Source organism: Actibacterium sp. XHP0104, assembly GCF_025751515.1.
GTDB lineage: Bacteria > Pseudomonadota > Alphaproteobacteria > Rhodobacterales > Rhodobacteraceae > Actibacterium_D.
The window spans coordinates 50,135-64,201 of record NZ_JAOWLE010000010.1 but is presented as its reverse complement, the minus strand read 5'-3'; the positions used below and the strand labels follow the sequence as shown (position 1 = coordinate 64,201).

18 protein-coding genes are annotated in these 14,067 nt (G+C 64.6%); 8 read left to right on the top strand and 10 right to left on the bottom strand.

The genetic code is table 11. The features are described from left to right. The 3 genes from OE856_RS13540 to OE856_RS13530 all read left to right on the top strand — a co-directional run. The coding region (locus OE856_RS13540) for an SDR family oxidoreductase (RefSeq protein ID WP_263716689.1) at nt 1-485 on the top strand (485 nt) is incomplete at its 5' end. 304 nt (nt 486-789) lie between these two features. Further along, the gene (gene gcvA / locus OE856_RS13535) at nt 790-1,725 is read left to right on the top strand and encodes a transcriptional regulator GcvA (RefSeq protein ID WP_263716688.1); all 936 of its coding nucleotides are present in this window, start codon (nt 790-792) and stop codon (nt 1,723-1,725) included. Then, the gene (locus OE856_RS13530) at nt 1,722-2,594 is read left to right on the top strand and encodes a DMT family transporter (RefSeq protein ID WP_263716687.1); all 873 of its coding nucleotides are present in this window, start codon (nt 1,722-1,724) and stop codon (nt 2,592-2,594) included. Before gcvA ends, OE856_RS13530 begins: the two co-directional genes overlap by 4 nt. Here the strand turns inward: OE856_RS13530 and OE856_RS13525 are convergent. The 3 genes from OE856_RS13525 to OE856_RS13515 all read right to left on the bottom strand — a co-directional run bounded on the left by OE856_RS13525 (nt 2,585) and on the right by OE856_RS13515 (nt 3,847). After that, nucleotides 2,585-2,752: a YdcH family protein gene (locus OE856_RS13525; protein WP_166499884.1), complete on the bottom strand. Its 168-nt coding sequence runs from the start codon at nt 2,750-2,752 to the stop codon at nt 2,585-2,587. The two genes, OE856_RS13530 and OE856_RS13525, sit on opposite strands and share 10 nt — an antisense overlap. Nucleotides 2,753-2,876: 124 nt before the next feature. Next, on the bottom strand, nt 2,877-3,626 hold the full coding sequence (locus OE856_RS13520; protein WP_263716686.1) for a tRNA1(Val) (adenine(37)-N6)-methyltransferase: 750 nt from the start codon (nt 3,624-3,626) through the stop codon (nt 2,877-2,879). Then, nucleotides 3,626-3,847 (bottom strand): DUF2007 domain-containing protein, encoded by a 222-nt coding sequence (locus tag OE856_RS13515; protein ID WP_166499303.1) that lies wholly within the window; start codon nt 3,845-3,847, stop codon nt 3,626-3,628. Before OE856_RS13515 ends, OE856_RS13520 begins: the two co-directional genes overlap by 1 nt. Before the next feature lie 55 nt (nt 3,848-3,902). On the opposite strand from OE856_RS13515, the gene OE856_RS13510 reads away from it, so the two are divergent. Further along, nucleotides 3,903-4,901, top strand: a complete 999-nt coding sequence (locus OE856_RS13510; protein ID WP_263716685.1) for a polyprenyl synthetase family protein — start codon at nt 3,903-3,905, stop codon at nt 4,899-4,901. On the opposite strand, the gene OE856_RS13505 is transcribed toward OE856_RS13510, so the two are convergent. The 3 genes from OE856_RS13505 to OE856_RS13495 form a co-directional block, all read right to left on the bottom strand. Next, a complete protein-coding gene (locus OE856_RS13505) occupies nt 4,894-5,793 on the bottom strand; it encodes a 4-(cytidine 5'-diphospho)-2-C-methyl-D-erythritol kinase (protein ID WP_263716684.1) in 900 nt (299 codons plus the stop codon). The genes OE856_RS13510 and OE856_RS13505 overlap by 8 nt on opposite strands. Further along, complete coding sequence (locus OE856_RS13500) at nt 5,786-7,492, bottom strand: tetratricopeptide repeat protein (protein WP_412174890.1); 1,707 nt, start codon at nt 7,490-7,492, stop codon at nt 5,786-5,788. The genes OE856_RS13505 and OE856_RS13500 overlap by 8 nt, the downstream gene beginning before the upstream one ends. Nucleotides 7,493-7,599: 107 nt before the next feature. Continuing rightward, nucleotides 7,600-9,249 (bottom strand): electron transfer flavoprotein-ubiquinone oxidoreductase, encoded by a 1,650-nt coding sequence (locus OE856_RS13495; protein ID WP_263716681.1) that lies wholly within the window; start codon nt 9,247-9,249, stop codon nt 7,600-7,602. A gap of 245 nt (nt 9,250-9,494) precedes the next feature. On the opposite strand from OE856_RS13495, the gene greA reads away from it, so the two are divergent. Together greA and OE856_RS13485 are read left to right on the top strand one after the other, a co-directional pair. Beyond that, nucleotides 9,495-9,965: a transcription elongation factor GreA gene (gene greA, locus OE856_RS13490; protein WP_263716680.1), complete on the top strand. Its 471-nt coding sequence runs from the start codon at nt 9,495-9,497 to the stop codon at nt 9,963-9,965. Nucleotides 9,966-9,989: 24 nt separating this feature from the next. Then, the gene (locus OE856_RS13485) at nt 9,990-11,006 is read left to right on the top strand and encodes a hypothetical protein (protein WP_263716679.1); all 1,017 of its coding nucleotides are present in this window, start codon (nt 9,990-9,992) and stop codon (nt 11,004-11,006) included. On the opposite strand, the gene mobA is transcribed toward OE856_RS13485, so the two are convergent. After that, the gene (mobA, locus tag OE856_RS13480) at nt 11,003-11,590 is read right to left on the bottom strand and encodes a molybdenum cofactor guanylyltransferase MobA (RefSeq protein ID WP_263716678.1); all 588 of its coding nucleotides are present in this window, start codon (nt 11,588-11,590) and stop codon (nt 11,003-11,005) included. The two genes, OE856_RS13485 and mobA, sit on opposite strands and share 4 nt — an antisense overlap. Before the next feature lie 91 nt (nt 11,591-11,681). Between mobA and OE856_RS13475 the strand changes: the two genes are divergently transcribed. Together OE856_RS13475 and OE856_RS13470 are read left to right on the top strand one after the other, a co-directional pair. Then, complete coding sequence (locus OE856_RS13475; RefSeq protein WP_263716677.1) at nt 11,682-12,392, top strand: AzlC family ABC transporter permease; 711 nt, start codon at nt 11,682-11,684, stop codon at nt 12,390-12,392. Further along, nucleotides 12,389-12,721 (top strand): AzlD domain-containing protein, encoded by a 333-nt coding sequence (locus OE856_RS13470; protein ID WP_263716676.1) that lies wholly within the window; start codon nt 12,389-12,391, stop codon nt 12,719-12,721. Before OE856_RS13475 ends, OE856_RS13470 begins: the two co-directional genes overlap by 4 nt. On the opposite strand, the gene OE856_RS13465 is transcribed toward OE856_RS13470, so the two are convergent. From OE856_RS13465 to OE856_RS13455, 3 genes are all read right to left on the bottom strand, one after another. Then, entirely contained in the window at nt 12,718-13,326 is a 609-nt protein-coding gene (locus tag OE856_RS13465) for a hypothetical protein (RefSeq protein ID WP_263716675.1), read from the bottom strand. The two genes, OE856_RS13470 and OE856_RS13465, sit on opposite strands and share 4 nt — an antisense overlap. 45 nt (nt 13,327-13,371) lie before the next feature. After that, nucleotides 13,372-13,506, bottom strand: a complete 135-nt coding sequence (locus OE856_RS13460) for an aa3-type cytochrome c oxidase subunit IV (RefSeq protein ID WP_263716674.1) — start codon at nt 13,504-13,506, stop codon at nt 13,372-13,374. A gap of 69 nt (nt 13,507-13,575) precedes the next feature. Further along, a complete protein-coding gene (locus OE856_RS13455) occupies nt 13,576-14,067 on the bottom strand; it encodes a DUF6173 family protein (RefSeq protein WP_412174889.1) in 492 nt (163 codons plus the stop codon).

Sequence of the window (14,067 nt, the reverse complement as noted above, 5' to 3'; positions counted from 1 at the left end):
CCAACGCCGGCATCACCTGGGACGGCTTCTTCCACAAGATGAAGCCCGAGCAGTGGCAAAAGGTCATCGACACCAACCTGACCGGCGTGTTCAACACCGTGCGCCCCGTCTGGCCCGGCATGCGTGAACGCAAGTTCGGCCGCGTGATCGTGATCAGCTCGGTCAACGGTCAGAAAGGTCAGGCCGGCCAGGTCAACTATGCCGCCACCAAGGCCGGTGACATCGGCATCGTCCGCAGCCTGGCCCAGGAAGGCGCGCGCGCCGGCATCACCGCCAACGCCATCTGCCCCGGCTATATCGGCACCGAAATGGTGCGTGCCATCCCCGAGGACGTGCTGAACAAGAACATCATCCCGCAGATCCCCGCCGGCCGCCTGGGCGAGCCCGAAGAGATCGCCCGCTGCGTGGTGTTCCTGGCCTCCGACGACGCCGGCTTCATCAACGGCTCGACCATCTCGGCAAACGGCGCTCAGTTCTTCGGCTGATCTGCCTTACCGGAAAAATCCAAGGGCCGCCCCGCAAGGGCGGCCCTTTTCTTATGCCGCAGCCAGACCGCAACCTCGCGCCTTGCGCGCGCGGCTCGGAAAGGTTCGGCATAACAGCAAACGGAATGCGGCCGCCCGCTGGCGCCGCCCCTCTTGCAGGGCCCGCTTGATATCGGCAGATGCGGTCGCCTCGAACATGGCCAACTCCATAGATCAGAATTTCTTGTGCGCTCAAGTTGAGGCATATAAAATCAACTGACAAACGAGACTTCTGACACCTTCACCTAAATAATACTTAACCGATATGCCTGACCGCCTGCCTCCTCTGACGGCCTTGCGCGCCTTTGATGCAGCCGCGCGCCACATGAGCTTTGCCAAGGCCGCCGCAGAGCTGAACGTCACCCCGGCGGCGCTGAGCTTTCAGATAAAATCGCTAGAGGAACATCTGGGCCAGCCGCTGTTCAACCGCCTCAATCGCGCCGTTTCCCTGACCGAGGCCGGGCGCACACTGGCCCCCGGTGCGGCCGACGGCTTTGCCGCGTTGACGCGCGCCTGGCGCGCCGCCCGCAACCTGCACAACAATCACCCTCTGATCGTGACCGCCGGACCGGCCTTTACGGCGAAATGGCTGGCGGCGCGGCTTTACGATTTTGCCCGCGCCAACCCCGAGATCGAGCTGCGCTTTTCGGCCAGCATCACCTATGTCGACCTGACCCGCGACGAGGTCGACGTGGCGCTGCGCTTTACCTCTCATCCCAGCCCGGGCCTGTTCTGCCACACTCTGTTTCGGGAATGGATGACGCCGATGATGTCGCCGGAAATCGCCGCGCGCTGCACCTCGCCCGAGATGCTGGTGAACGAGATCCTGCTGCACCAAGACGATATCGTGCTCACCAACCCCGATATCGGCTGGGCGCAATGGATGCACCATCAGGGCCTGCATGCCCCCGCACCGGGCGGCCCCCGGTTTTCGCAGTCGGATCACGCGATCGATGCCGCCATCAGTGGCGCCGGGGTGGTGCTGGGGCGCATCTCTTTGGCCCAGCACGCGCTGCGCTCGGGGCAGCTGGTGGCGCCCTTTCCGCTGGCCTTGCAGAACCAGACCGAATGCCGTTTCCTGTGCGCGAAAGGGCAGGAAACCCGGCCCGACATCAAAACCTTTTTCGACTGGATCAAAACCGAGGTCGCCGCGATGGAACACCTGGCCGAAGGGCGCCATTTCGTCGAGATACGCCCGTGACCCGCGGCCGCGCCACGGCAATCGGGTTTGTGGCGGTGCTGCTTTGGGCATTGCTCGCGCTGTTCACGGTCGGCAGCGCGCCGGTGCCGCCCCTGCAACTGAACGCGATCTGCTTTTCCATCGGGGGCGTGTGCGGCCTGGTCTGGACGGTGCGCAGCGGCGGGCTGAGCCAACTGCGGCGGATCGGCTGGCGGGTCTACGCCTTTGGCACGGCGGGGCTATTTGGCTATCACGCGCTGTATTTCTCGGCTCTGCGCCTGGCCCCGGCGGCCGAGGCCGGGCTGATCGCCTATCTCTGGCCTTTGCTGATCGTGCTGTTGTCAGGGTTCCTGCCGGGCGAACGCCTGCGGCCGGGCCATGTGCTGGGCGGGCTTCTGGGGCTGGCCGGCGCGGCGCTGATCGTCCTGCGCGGCGGCACGGGCCTTAGCCAGACGGCGCTGCCCGGCTATGCGCTGGCCTTCCTGTGCGCGCTGACCTGGGCGACCTATTCGGTGCTGTCACGCAGGCTGGGCGCGATTCCCACCGCATCGGTCACGGTGTTCTGCCTGGCCACGGCGGCGCTGTCCCTGCCGCTGCACCTGGCCTTTGAGACCACGGCCTGGCCGACGGCACCAATGGGCTGGGCTGCCATTGCCGCACTGGGCCTGGGCCCGGTCGGACTGGCATTCTACGTGTGGGATATCGGGGTCAAACAGGGCGATATTCAGCTGCTTGGCGTGGCCAGCTATGCGGCGCCCTTGCTGTCAACATTGATACTGGTCGCGTCGGGTATTGCCGACGCGACCCCAAGCCTCTTTCTGGCGGCTATGTTGATTACGACTGGTGCTGCGCTGGCGGCCCGCGCCAGCGCCAAAAAGCATCAGGCCTGAGTCAGACGGGTAATTTCCTCTTTCAGGCGCAGCTTCTGCTTTTTGAGTTCTGCAATGCGGAGGTCATCAAAGCCGGGGCTGCGCTGAGCTTGCTCTACCCGTTCCGAGAGGGTCTCGTGTTTCCGGCGAAGTTCCTGCAAGTGCGAACTCAGATTCATGATCTTCTCCTCTCTGTTGTCATATTGTTGAAACATAGCAGCACAGAATTTGAGTCGTGTCACGCGGTGTCATAGCAAAAACTTGAAACAATGTTCTGGCCAGCGGTAACTTGCCGCAACTTTGTTAAGACGCCCAGGCAATCGGCGCAGCATTCCGCAATGCAGCACGAATTTCGGGGGTATAGCTTTCGCGGTCGCCGTCGTGGCGCTCTCCGTCATGCAGCACCAGCGGCGGCAACAGGCGAAACGCCGCGCGACCGCCCTTAACTGCCCGTAACAAAACAAGTTTTGCATCGCGCCCCGGTCGCGGAACCAGCGGCAAGACCTCGATCGACCCCAACCGCGCATCGACCGCCGACAGCATATCGGGCAGGCGATCGGCCCGCTGGATAATCGTCAGAACACCTCGCTTGGCCAGCCGCCGCGTCGCGGCATCAAACCAGTCTGACAGCGGGGTTTCGCCGGCCTGTGCAAGGTCGCGCCCCGCATCCGTCGCCGCCGTGCGTTGCGCAGGCAGATAATAGGGCGGGTTTGCCACAACATGATCAAAGCTGATTTGCCGCAGCTCGGTCGGCAGGCGGCGCAGATCGGCGTTGAGAACGGAAATTTGAACGCCGTTCTTTTCGGCATTCCGCCGTGCCAGATCTGCATAGTCGGGCTGCAACTCAACCCCGGTGATCGCCAGGTCCGGCACCCGCGCCCCCAGGCACAGCGACGCCACGCCGACGCCGCAGCCCAGTTCCAGCACCCGTTGACCAGGCTTTGCAGGCACGGCCGCCGCCAGCAGCACCGGGTCGACCCCGGCCCGATAGCCGTCACGCGGCTGCCACACCGACAGACGCCCGCCCAGGAACTGGTCGCAGGTCAGATCCATCACCGTGCCTCGGGCAGCGAGATGCCGTTATCGGTCAGCACGATCCGCGCCTCGGCCCAGTCGTCATCGCGCACCATCAGCCGGCGCGGCAATATCCCGATCGACCCCTCGAGGACGCTCATGTGGACATCCATCGCAAAGCAGTCTATCCCCTCTCCTTGAAGGAGAGCGGAGGCGAAGGCCAACTGGGTTGGGTCATTTGTCCGAAGCAGCTCTTTCATATCTGGGACATAAGGGCACGGGCCCGCCTTTGTCGAGAGAAGTGACGAGAGCGTGATGGGGCTGGATATTGCTGCAACCAAACCGCACGAGCGCCTGAGCGCGCATCTGGCGGAGGAAATGAACGCCGTGAACGCGTTGATCCGCGAACGCATGGCGTCGAAACACGCGCCCCGCATCCCCGAGGTCACCGCGCATCTGGTCGAGGCAGGCGGCAAGCGCCTGCGCCCGATGCTGACATTGGCCGCGGCAAAGCTGTGCGGCTATGACGGCCCCTATCATGTGCACCTGGCCGCCACGGTCGAATTCATCCACACCGCCACGCTGCTGCATGACGACGTGGTCGACGAAAGCGGCCAGCGTCGTGGACGGCCCACCGCCAACCTGCTGTGGGACAACAAATCCAGCGTTCTGGTCGGTGACTACCTGTTCTCGCGCAGCTTTCAGCTGATGGTCGAAACCGGGTCGCTGCGGGTGCTGGATATTCTGTCGAACGCCTCGGCCACCATCGCCGAGGGTGAGGTGCTGCAACTGACTGCGGCGCAGGATCTGCGCACCAACGAAGACATTTACCTGCAAGTGGTGCGTGGCAAGACGGCGGCGCTGTTCTCTGCCGCGACCGAGGTCGGCGGCGTGATCGCCGGCGCGCCCGAGGATCAGGTGCAGGGTCTTTACACCTATGGCGACGCGTTGGGGATCAGTTTTCAGATCGTCGATGACCTGCTGGATTACTGGGGCGGTGACGCCACCGGCAAGAACATCGGCGACGATTTCCGCGAGCGCAAGCTGACCCTACCCGTCATCAAGGCCGTCGCCCGCGCCGATGACGAAGAACGCGCCTTTTGGGTGCGCACCATCGAAAAGGGCAAGCAGCAGGACGGCGATCTGGAACATGCGCTGGACCTGCTGAACAAGCACAACGCGCTGGAAGACACCCGCGCCGAGGCGCTGGCATGGGCCGACAAGGCCAAGGCGGCGCTGGCCACCCTGCCCGAAGATCCGATCCGCGACATGCTGATCGACATTGCCGATTACGTGGTGGCGCGGGTCAACTGACGGGCAAACCCCGTTTGAACTGATCGCCCAGAACACCCCCCGCGACCCACCAGCGGGGATGGTCGCGGTACAGCTTTTCGGCGGCGGCGCGGGCGTGATTCTGATCGGGATAGATCGCGAAACAGGTGGCCCCCGACCCCGACATGCGCGCCAGCATGGCGCCCTCGGTCGCCTCTAGCCGGGTCAACACCTCGCCGATCACCGGTTGCAGGGCAATCGCGGGCGCTTGCAGGTCATTGCGCTGTTGCGCCAGCCAGGGCACGAAATCCTGAATGCCGCTGAACCGCGGAATGTCGTCGGGCATCGGCGCATTGTTCTTGGACGCCAGCGCCTTGAACACGGCGGGCGTGCTGACCTCGACCCGTGGGTTCACCAGCACCGCCGGTATCGCGCCCAGCGGCACCCAATCCAGCCTCTCGCCAATGCCGCGCACCCGCGCCGGGTGGTTCATCAGGCACATGGGCACATCCGCACCCAGCTGTTCCAGCCCGTCAAGCTGGCCCGCAAAGGCCCGCAGCGCGTCGGTTTCGTCACGCCAGTCGCGGCCGATCTGCCATAGCGCCATCAGCCCCCGCAACGCCGCCGCCGCATCGGCAGACCCGCCACCGATACCCGACGCGGCGGGCAGGAATTTCTGCAAGGTAAACGCCGCCCCGCGCCCGTCAGAGATCAGCTCTGCGGCCTTGAGGATCAGGTTGTTCATATCGGCAGGCACGCCGGCGGCCTCGGGGCCCTCAACGGTCAGCGACAGGGTGTTGCCATCGCTGACAAGCAGCCGGTCGCCCATCGGGCCAAAGGTCACCAAACTGTCGAGCAGGTGATAGCCGTCGGCCCGCTGGCCGGTCACATGCAGCGAGAGATTGATCTTGGCCGGTGCAAAGACCTCAATCACCGTTGGCAACCGAAATCGGATCGGCGCCTTCTTCCTCCAGCACCTTGTCCAGCCCGACCTCTAGCTTGCGGCGAATGCGGTCGGGGTCGACGTCCTGGGGGATATTGTCAAAGTCGATGAAAGACAGCGCGCGGCGCCATTGGAATTCGGCCTCGACCCGGCGCCCCACGGCCCACAGAACATCGCCCAGATGGTCATTCACCACCGGGTCGATCGGCACCAGTTCCACCGCGCGTTCCATCGGCTCGACGGCCTCGGCGTAACGGCCCAGCCGGTAATAGACCCAGCCCAGACTATCGACGATATAGCCGCTGTCAGGCCGCGCGGCGACGGCGCGCTGGATCATATCCAGCGCCTCGTCAAGGTTGCGGCGCTTTTCGACCAGCGAATAGCCCAGATAGTTCAGCACCCGCGGCTGGTCCGGTTCCAGCTCCAGCGCCTTGCGGAAATCGGCCTCGGCGCGCTCCCAGTCATCGGTGCGCTCATAGGCGATGCCACGGGCATAGAACACGATCCAATGCGCGCGCTCGGGCTCTTCGATCTGAGCCAGCGCCTTGTCATAGGCCTTGATCGCGCCATCGAAATCCTCTTGCCGGCTGAGCATGTCGCCCAGCGACACATGCGCCAGCGGCACGGCTTCCATGGTTTTCGACAGCTGGGTCAGAACCTCCAGCGCCGCCTCGTCCCGGCCGGCCTTTTCCAGCGCCCCGGCCCGGCCCAGCTCGGCCGCGAAATGCCCCGGATCGCCCGCCGGCACCCGCAGATAGGCGGCGGTGGCCAGATCATGCTGTTCCTGCGCCTCCAGCAGATCCGCGCTGAGCAAGATCGCATCCACATGATCGGGGCGCAGATGTTCGGCGATGCGGCTGTAAAGCAGCGTATAGGTATCGTTGGCCTCGCCCTTCAGCGCGCCGGCAACGGTGTAAAACACCTCGGCCGCGCCATCGCGGGCGTTGCGCACGGTGGTAAAGGGCACGGTCTCGCCCGCCACCAGACGGGCACGCAGATCGGCCAGACCGGGATCAAGATCAAAGCCGAACACCTCGTCCAGCACCGCGACCGCAGCCTCGTTTTCGTCAAGCTGGCTAAGGATCTGCACCTCGGCCAGAACCCCGCGCCGCGAAATGCGCAAACCCCGCCCGCCTTCGGTAAACAGGTCGCGCGCGCCCTCGAAATCGCCGGCGCCCGCCAGGGCCAGAATTTTGTGATAGGTGCCAAACACCCGCAGCGCGGCATCACCGGTGGCATCGTCAAAGGCCGTCAGCGCGTCCGACATGCGGCCCTCGCCAAAGGCGGCCCAGGCACCGACCAGCCCATCGACCAGCGGGCCAACCCCGTCGCCCTGTTCGATCCGGCCCAGCACCGCGGCGTAATCCTCGCGCCCGATCGCCTCGGCCAGTAACAGCATCCGCGCGGTCTGGTTCTCGGGGTCCAGCTGTGCCATCCGCCGCGCGACGGTCTGGGCCTTGGCGACCTCTCCCAGGCCGGTAAAGGCCAGCAACGCGTTTTCCAGCAACAGCGCATTGCCCGGGTCGCGGGTCAGCGCCTGGGTGTAATATTGCGACGCGGCCTCGTAATCGCTCATGTAACTGGCACTGCGGGCAGCCAGATAGGGGCCCGACACACCCTCTTGGCCAACGGCCGGAACCGCGCCGGCCACAAGCCCCGCCAGGGCCGCCGTTCCCAGCGTTCGGATCATTACTGCGCGCACGGGCTCTCTCCGGTTTCGTTGCCAGATCAACCTAGCCCTGCACCTTGCCCAAGGCAATGCGGGGCGGCACATTGGCCGCCCCGTTCACGCAATCCTTACATATTCGGATAATTCGGCCCCTCGCCGCCCTGGGGCGTTGTCCAGTTGATGTTCTGGCTTGGGTCCTTGATGTCGCAGGTTTTGCAGTGGACGCAGTTCTGGAAGTTGATCTGGAACCGCGGACCGTCCTCGCCTTGCAGCACTTCGTAGACGCCGGCCGGGCAATAGCGTTGTGCGGGTTCGGCGTATTTGGGCAGGTTTACCTTGATCGGGATCGAGGGGTCGGCCAGCCGCAGGTGGCAGGGCTGTTCTTCCTCGTGGTTGGTAAAGCTGAAGCTGACGTTGGTCAGGCGATCGAACGACAGCGTGCCGTCGGGTTTCGGGTAATCGATCGGCTTGAACTTGGCCGCCTCGCCCGTGGCCGCCGCATCCGTCTTGCCGTGCTTGATCGTGCCCAAGAGCGACAGGCCCAGCAGGTTGTTCGTCCACATGTCGAACCCGCCCAGGGCCAGGCTGATCATCATGCCAAACTTCGACCACAGCGGTTTCACGTTGCGCACGCGTTTCAGATCCTTGCCGATCGCGCCGTTGCGCACCGCGGCCTCATAGCCCGTCAGCTCGTCGCCCGCACGCCCCGCCGCCAGCGCCGCATGCGCCGCCTCGGCCGCCGCCTTGCCCGACAGCATGGCGTTGTGGTTGCCCTTGATGCGCGGCACGTTGACCATGCCCGCCGCACAGCCCAACAGAGCCCCGCCCGGGAAGGTCAGCTTGGGCAGCGACTGCCAGCCGCCCTCGGAAATCGCCCGCGCGCCGTAAGCCACGCGTTTGCCGCCTTTCAAAAGCTCGGCCACCATCGGGTGATGCTTGAACCGCTGGAATTCCATATACGGATAGAGATGCGGGTTCTCGTAGTTCAGATGCACCACGAACCCGACATAAACCTGATTGTTTTCCAGGTGGTAAATGAACGAGCCACCGCCGGCATTCTTGCCCAAGGGCCAGCCCATCGTGTGGGTCACCGTGCCCTCGCGATGCTTGGCCGGGTCGATCTCCCAGATCTCTTTCATGCCCAGGCCGAATTTCTGCGGGCAGTGACCGGCCGACAGGTCGTATTTCGCGATCACCTCTTTCGACAGAGACCCGCGAACGCCCTCGCCCAGCAGAACGTATTTGCCGTAAAGGATCATCCCCGGCTCGTAGCCCGGGCCAGGCGTGCCGTCGGGGGCGCGGCCGAACTCGCCCGCGATCACGCCCTTGACCTCGCCCGCGTCGCCGTAGACCAGTTCCGAGCACGCCATGCCCGGGAAGACCTCGACGCCCAGTTCCTCGGCCTGCTCGGCCATCCAGCGGCAGACATTCGCCATCGAGACGATGTAATTGCCGTGGTTGTTCATCAAGGGCGGCATCGGCCAGTTCGGGATACGAATGCCCCCGGCCTCGCCCAGCATGTAGAAATTGTCCTCGCGCACCGGGGTGTTCAGCGGCGCGCCCTTGGCCTTCCAGTCGGGAATCAGCGCATCAAGCCCGCACGGATCAAGAACCGCACCAGACAGAATATGCGCCCCAACCTCGGAGCCTTTTTCCAGAACAACAACGTTCAGATCAGCATCCAGCTGCTTCAGACGGATCGCCGCAGACAAACCAGAAGGCCCGCCCCCAACAATCACAACGTCATATTCCATCGACTCGCGTTCAATATCCGTCATGCCTTACCCCTTTTCGAGTGGCTTATATTCTTGCTTTCCCCAAAACCGTTCAGCAACATCGTTACCGCAGCGCAGCATTCAGCGTCAATTGCATCACCACCGCTTTTTTCGGCAGGAAAAGCCACATCTGCCCCCATCGGGCACGCGAAGTCTTGCATTCCCCCCCTCTCTGAGGTCAGGTGAGCGAAAGAAACTTGAATGGCGCGCCTCTGGGTCGCGCCATTTGCTAATATCCGATGAGTGCAATGGAAAAGATACCGATGACCCGCGCGGGTGCGACCGCGCTTGAGGCCGAACTGAAAACCCTGAAATCGGTGGAACGCCCCTCGGTGATCAGGGCCATTGCCGAGGCGCGCGAACATGGCGACCTGTCGGAAAACGCCGAATACCACGCCGCCCGCGAAAAGCAGAGCTTTATCGAGGGCCGGATCAAGGAACTGGAAGGCCTGCTGTCGCTGGCCGAGGTGATCGATCCGACGAAACTGTCGGGTGCGATCAAGTTCGGCGCCACGGTCGATCTGGTCGACGAGGACACCGACGAGGAAAAGACCTTTCAGATCGTGGGCGAGGCCGAGGCCGATATCGAAAAGGGCCTGCTGAACATCAGGTCGCCTCTGGCGCGTGCCTTGATCGGCAAGGATGAAGGTGACAGTGTTGAGGTCAAGACGCCTGGCGGCGAGAAATGCTATGAGATTCTGAGCATCCGCTACGTCTGACGCGCGGGCCGGGGGCTGTCCGACATGGCAGAAGATAAAAAACAGCAGACACCGATCGAACTGGGCGTGTACGGCCGCAGGATCAAATCGGCCGGGATCACCCCGGCGGATATGATCGCGCTTGCGCTTAGTGTGTTCTGGCTGCTGATCACGGTGGTTTTCTTTTCTTTCGCCGGCAGCGACGAGAACGGGCTGCGGGTCGATCCGGGCACCTTCGTGATGACGCTGCTGGCGATCGTGATGCCGATCGCGCTGATCTGGGTGGGGGCCTCGGCGGCCAAGTCGTCCAAGATCATCCGCGAGGAATCAGCGCGCCTGCAGGCGGCGATCGACGCCATGCGCCACACCTATATCCAACAGCAGCAAAGCGCGACCATGGGCGTGCGCCCGACCGTCGAGAAAAAGCTGGACGAAATTGCCGCCGCCACGCGGCAGGCCGAAACGGTGATCGCCACCTTTGCCAGCAGCCGCGCCCGGCAGGACCGCCCCGCCCCGCCGAAACCGGCCACCGGCGCCGATGCCGATCAGCCGTCGCTGGCCCTGGGCACCACGGCCGAGGACATGGCCCCGCCGCTGCCGGTTGACGACTTCATCCGCGCGCTGAACTTCCCTGAAACCGCCGAAGACAAAGACGGTTTCCGCGCCCTGCGCCGCGCCCTGCAGGATCGCTCGGCCGCGCGGCTGGTGCGTTCGGCCCAGGACGTGCTGACCCTCCTTAGCCAGGACGGCATCTACATGGATGACCTGCGCCCCGATCGCGCCCGGCCCGAGGTCTGGCGTAAATTTGCCCAGGGCGAACGCGGCCCGGCCATTGCGGCGCTTGGCGGCGTGCGCGACCGGTCCAGCCTGGCGCTGACATCGGGGCGGATGCGCCAAGACCCCGTGTTCCGCGACGCGGCCCATCATTTCCTGCGCCAGTTCGATCACACGCTGACCGAATTCGAACCCAATGCCAGCGATCAGGAACTGAGCGATCTGGCCGAAACCCGCACCGCGCGCGCGTTTATGTTGCTGGGGCGGGTGTCGGGCACGTTCGACTAGGCCAACAGCGCCTCGGCCCGCGCCAGGTCCTGCGGCGTGTTGAGGTTGAAAAACGGGTCCACCCCTGACACCGCGAAATCGGCCTGCGCGATGCCATGGCCCTGCGCCCAGTGCCGCACCTTGCGCTGCCCCTCGCCCAGCGCGGCCCGCAGATCATCGCGCAACGCCACCGGCCACAGCGCGAACACCGGGTGCAGCCGCCCGTCGCTGGCGGCCATGGCGATGGGCGCGGCGCCCTCAGAGGCCAGCAACAGCCGCGGCACCAGATCGCAGGGGAAAAACGGTGTATCCACCGCCACGCTGACCATATGCGCGCCACCCTGATCGGCGACCCAATCCAGCCCGGCCAGAATGCCCGCCAGCGGCCCCTGATCGCCCGCATCTGCCAGCGCCGGCAGCCCGGCATCGGCAAACCGCGCGGGGTCTGGCCCTGCGCTGATCGCCAGCCCGGCGACCTGCGGCTCGATCCGGTCGCGCACATGGGCCAGCATCGGTCGCCCGGCCAGACGCAGCGTGGCCTTGTCCTGCCCGCCCATGCGAGTCGACCGCCCGCCCGCCAGAATCACCCCGTATGGCTGCATCATCCCCGTTCCGCCGCGTCACCTGTGGCAGCGTTTGCATCGCGCGCCCTGCTGCCCTAATGCCGAATAGATGAGCACAGTCTAGGGGCGGCACATGTCCGAGGCCACAGCGAAATCCTGGTATTGGAAAGGCGTGCGCGACGGCGCGCCCTTTGTGCTGGTCGTCGGGCCCTTTGGCTTGCTGTTCGGCGTGGTCGGAACCGAGGCCGGGCTGAACATCGCCGAGGTCATGGGCTTTACCGTGCTGGTGATCGCGGGGGCCTCGCAATTCGCGGCGGTGCAACTGCTGTCAGAAAACGCGCCCACGCTGATCGTGCTGGTCACGGCGCTGGCGGTGAACCTGCGCATGGCGATGTATTCGGCCGCTCTGGTGCCGCATCTGGGCGCCGCACCGCTGTGGCAGCGCGCGGTGATGGCCTATTTCCTGGTCGATCAGTCCTATGCGGTGGGCGTGTCGCGGTTCGAGGACACGCCGCAGATGACCCTGCCACAAAAGGTGGCCTATTACTTTGGCGTGGTGTCGCCGATCTGCCCGAACTGGTACCTGATGACGCTGGTAGGCGCGTTGGTGGGCAAGGCTATCCCGCCCGAATTCGCGCTGGATTTCGCCGTGCCGATCACATTCCTGGCTCTGGTCGCGCCCGCGCTGCGCACGCTGGCCCATGTGGCGGCTGCGGGCACGTCGGTGGCGGGGGCGCTGTTGCTGGCCTTTCTGCCCTATAACAGCGGCCTCTTGATCGCGGCGTTGACCGCGATGATCGTGGGCGCCCAGGTCGAGCTGTGGACGAAAGGGCGCAAGGCATGACCGGCCCCGACACCTTTATCACCTGGGTCACGATCGTGGCGCTGGGGATCGGCACCTTCCTGATCCGTTTCTCGTTTCTGGGGATCATCGGCAACCGGCAACTGCCCGAATGGGTGTTGCGCCACCTGCGCTATACGGCGGTGGCGGTTCTGCCCGGACTGATCGCGCCGATGGTGCTGTGGCCCGCCGCAACCGGGGGGCAGCCCGACGCCGCGCGCCTGGCCGCCACGGCGGTGACGCTGGGCGTGGGCATCCTGTCGCGCAACGTTCTGCTGGCGATTCTCAGCGGCCTTGCGGCGCTTTACCTGGTGCTGTTCGGATTGGGTTAATTCACCGGATCGATCTGCTGAGACACCAGCAGGTCGCCGTTTTCGTCATCGTCATCATCATAAATGACATGGGTCTTGACCCCGGGCAGCGCACCGAACTGATCCATCAGCTTGCGCGGGGCAAAGGTCTGGCGCATCGGCCCAAGACCGGGCACCCGGCTAAGCACACCGCTGGTCGCGTTCGAGCACATCGCCTTGGACACGGCGCCATTTTCCTGCACCAGCCGCAAGGCGGCCTCGGCCACCTCGGGCGAGACTTCCAGTTCCTGCACCACAACGCGATAGGTCTCGCGGGCGTGGTAGTCGACGTAGAAATGTTCCATCACCGGGGTAAAGCCGAAATGCACGTCGTTGCGCTCGGGCGCGGCACGGTGCCACCAGGTGCCGGCGGGGTCGAACATCACGCGCTGGCTGCCGCTGATCATCAGCCCGCTGTGACCGCCCGCATTCGTGCGGTTGTTCAGCATCGTATACAGCGTCAGCTTTGCCGGCCCCGGATGCCGGTAGCGCGCGGCCTGAACCTGTTCCTCGGGGGCCCAGGTCTTTTCGGCGGTGCAGGCTGCCAGAAACAACGGCAGCGCGGCGAGAATGAGAAACCGGCGCATCACGGGTACCACAGCAAAAGGCGGGCGCAGGGCCCGCCGGTCAGATCACGAATTGGCCAGGCCCATGAAGATGATGACCAGAATCGACAAAACTGCGACCACTGCCGAGAATTTCACGAAACCCTCAAAGGTCTTTTCCTGTTCGGCGGTATCCATCGAACCGTGCTTGTGCTGCGCCATGGGTGTCTCCCTTTCCATGATCCCTGTTCCGGCCCCGAATAGCGGATATTGATCCGCCTGTCACGGGGGCTATGCGTCGTCGCGGTCTTGTTCCTGTTCGTGTTCCAGATCCTGCACCAGCTGAAACCCGATGCGCCGGGCCTCGGGCGCATCCTGCGCCTTGGCCATGGCACGCAGCATCACGTTCAGCTGGGTCACGTGCTGCACCAGCTGGGTGCGCGCGCCGGTTTCGTCGCTGCCGTAAAACGTGACGATATCGGGGTCGAAATAGCCAACGCCCTCGATCCGCAGCACCCCGGCATCACCGCCGGCAAAGCCCATCGCGACCTCGTGCTCGGCGTCCAGCTGTTCCTCGAAGTTCTTGATATAGAGAATCAGCCGCTCATAGGCCCACTCGGCCTCGCTTTTTTCCTCGACGGGGCGACGGGTCACGGCCTCGGGCAGCGGCAGCGTTTCGGTCAGCGGCGGCCCCGGATCGGCGTGGGCAATGCGGGCGCGCGGTTCGCGGCAGTCTCCGAACTTGGGCGGCGGGGTGGTCTCGTCGGCGTCGGTATCGGCCAA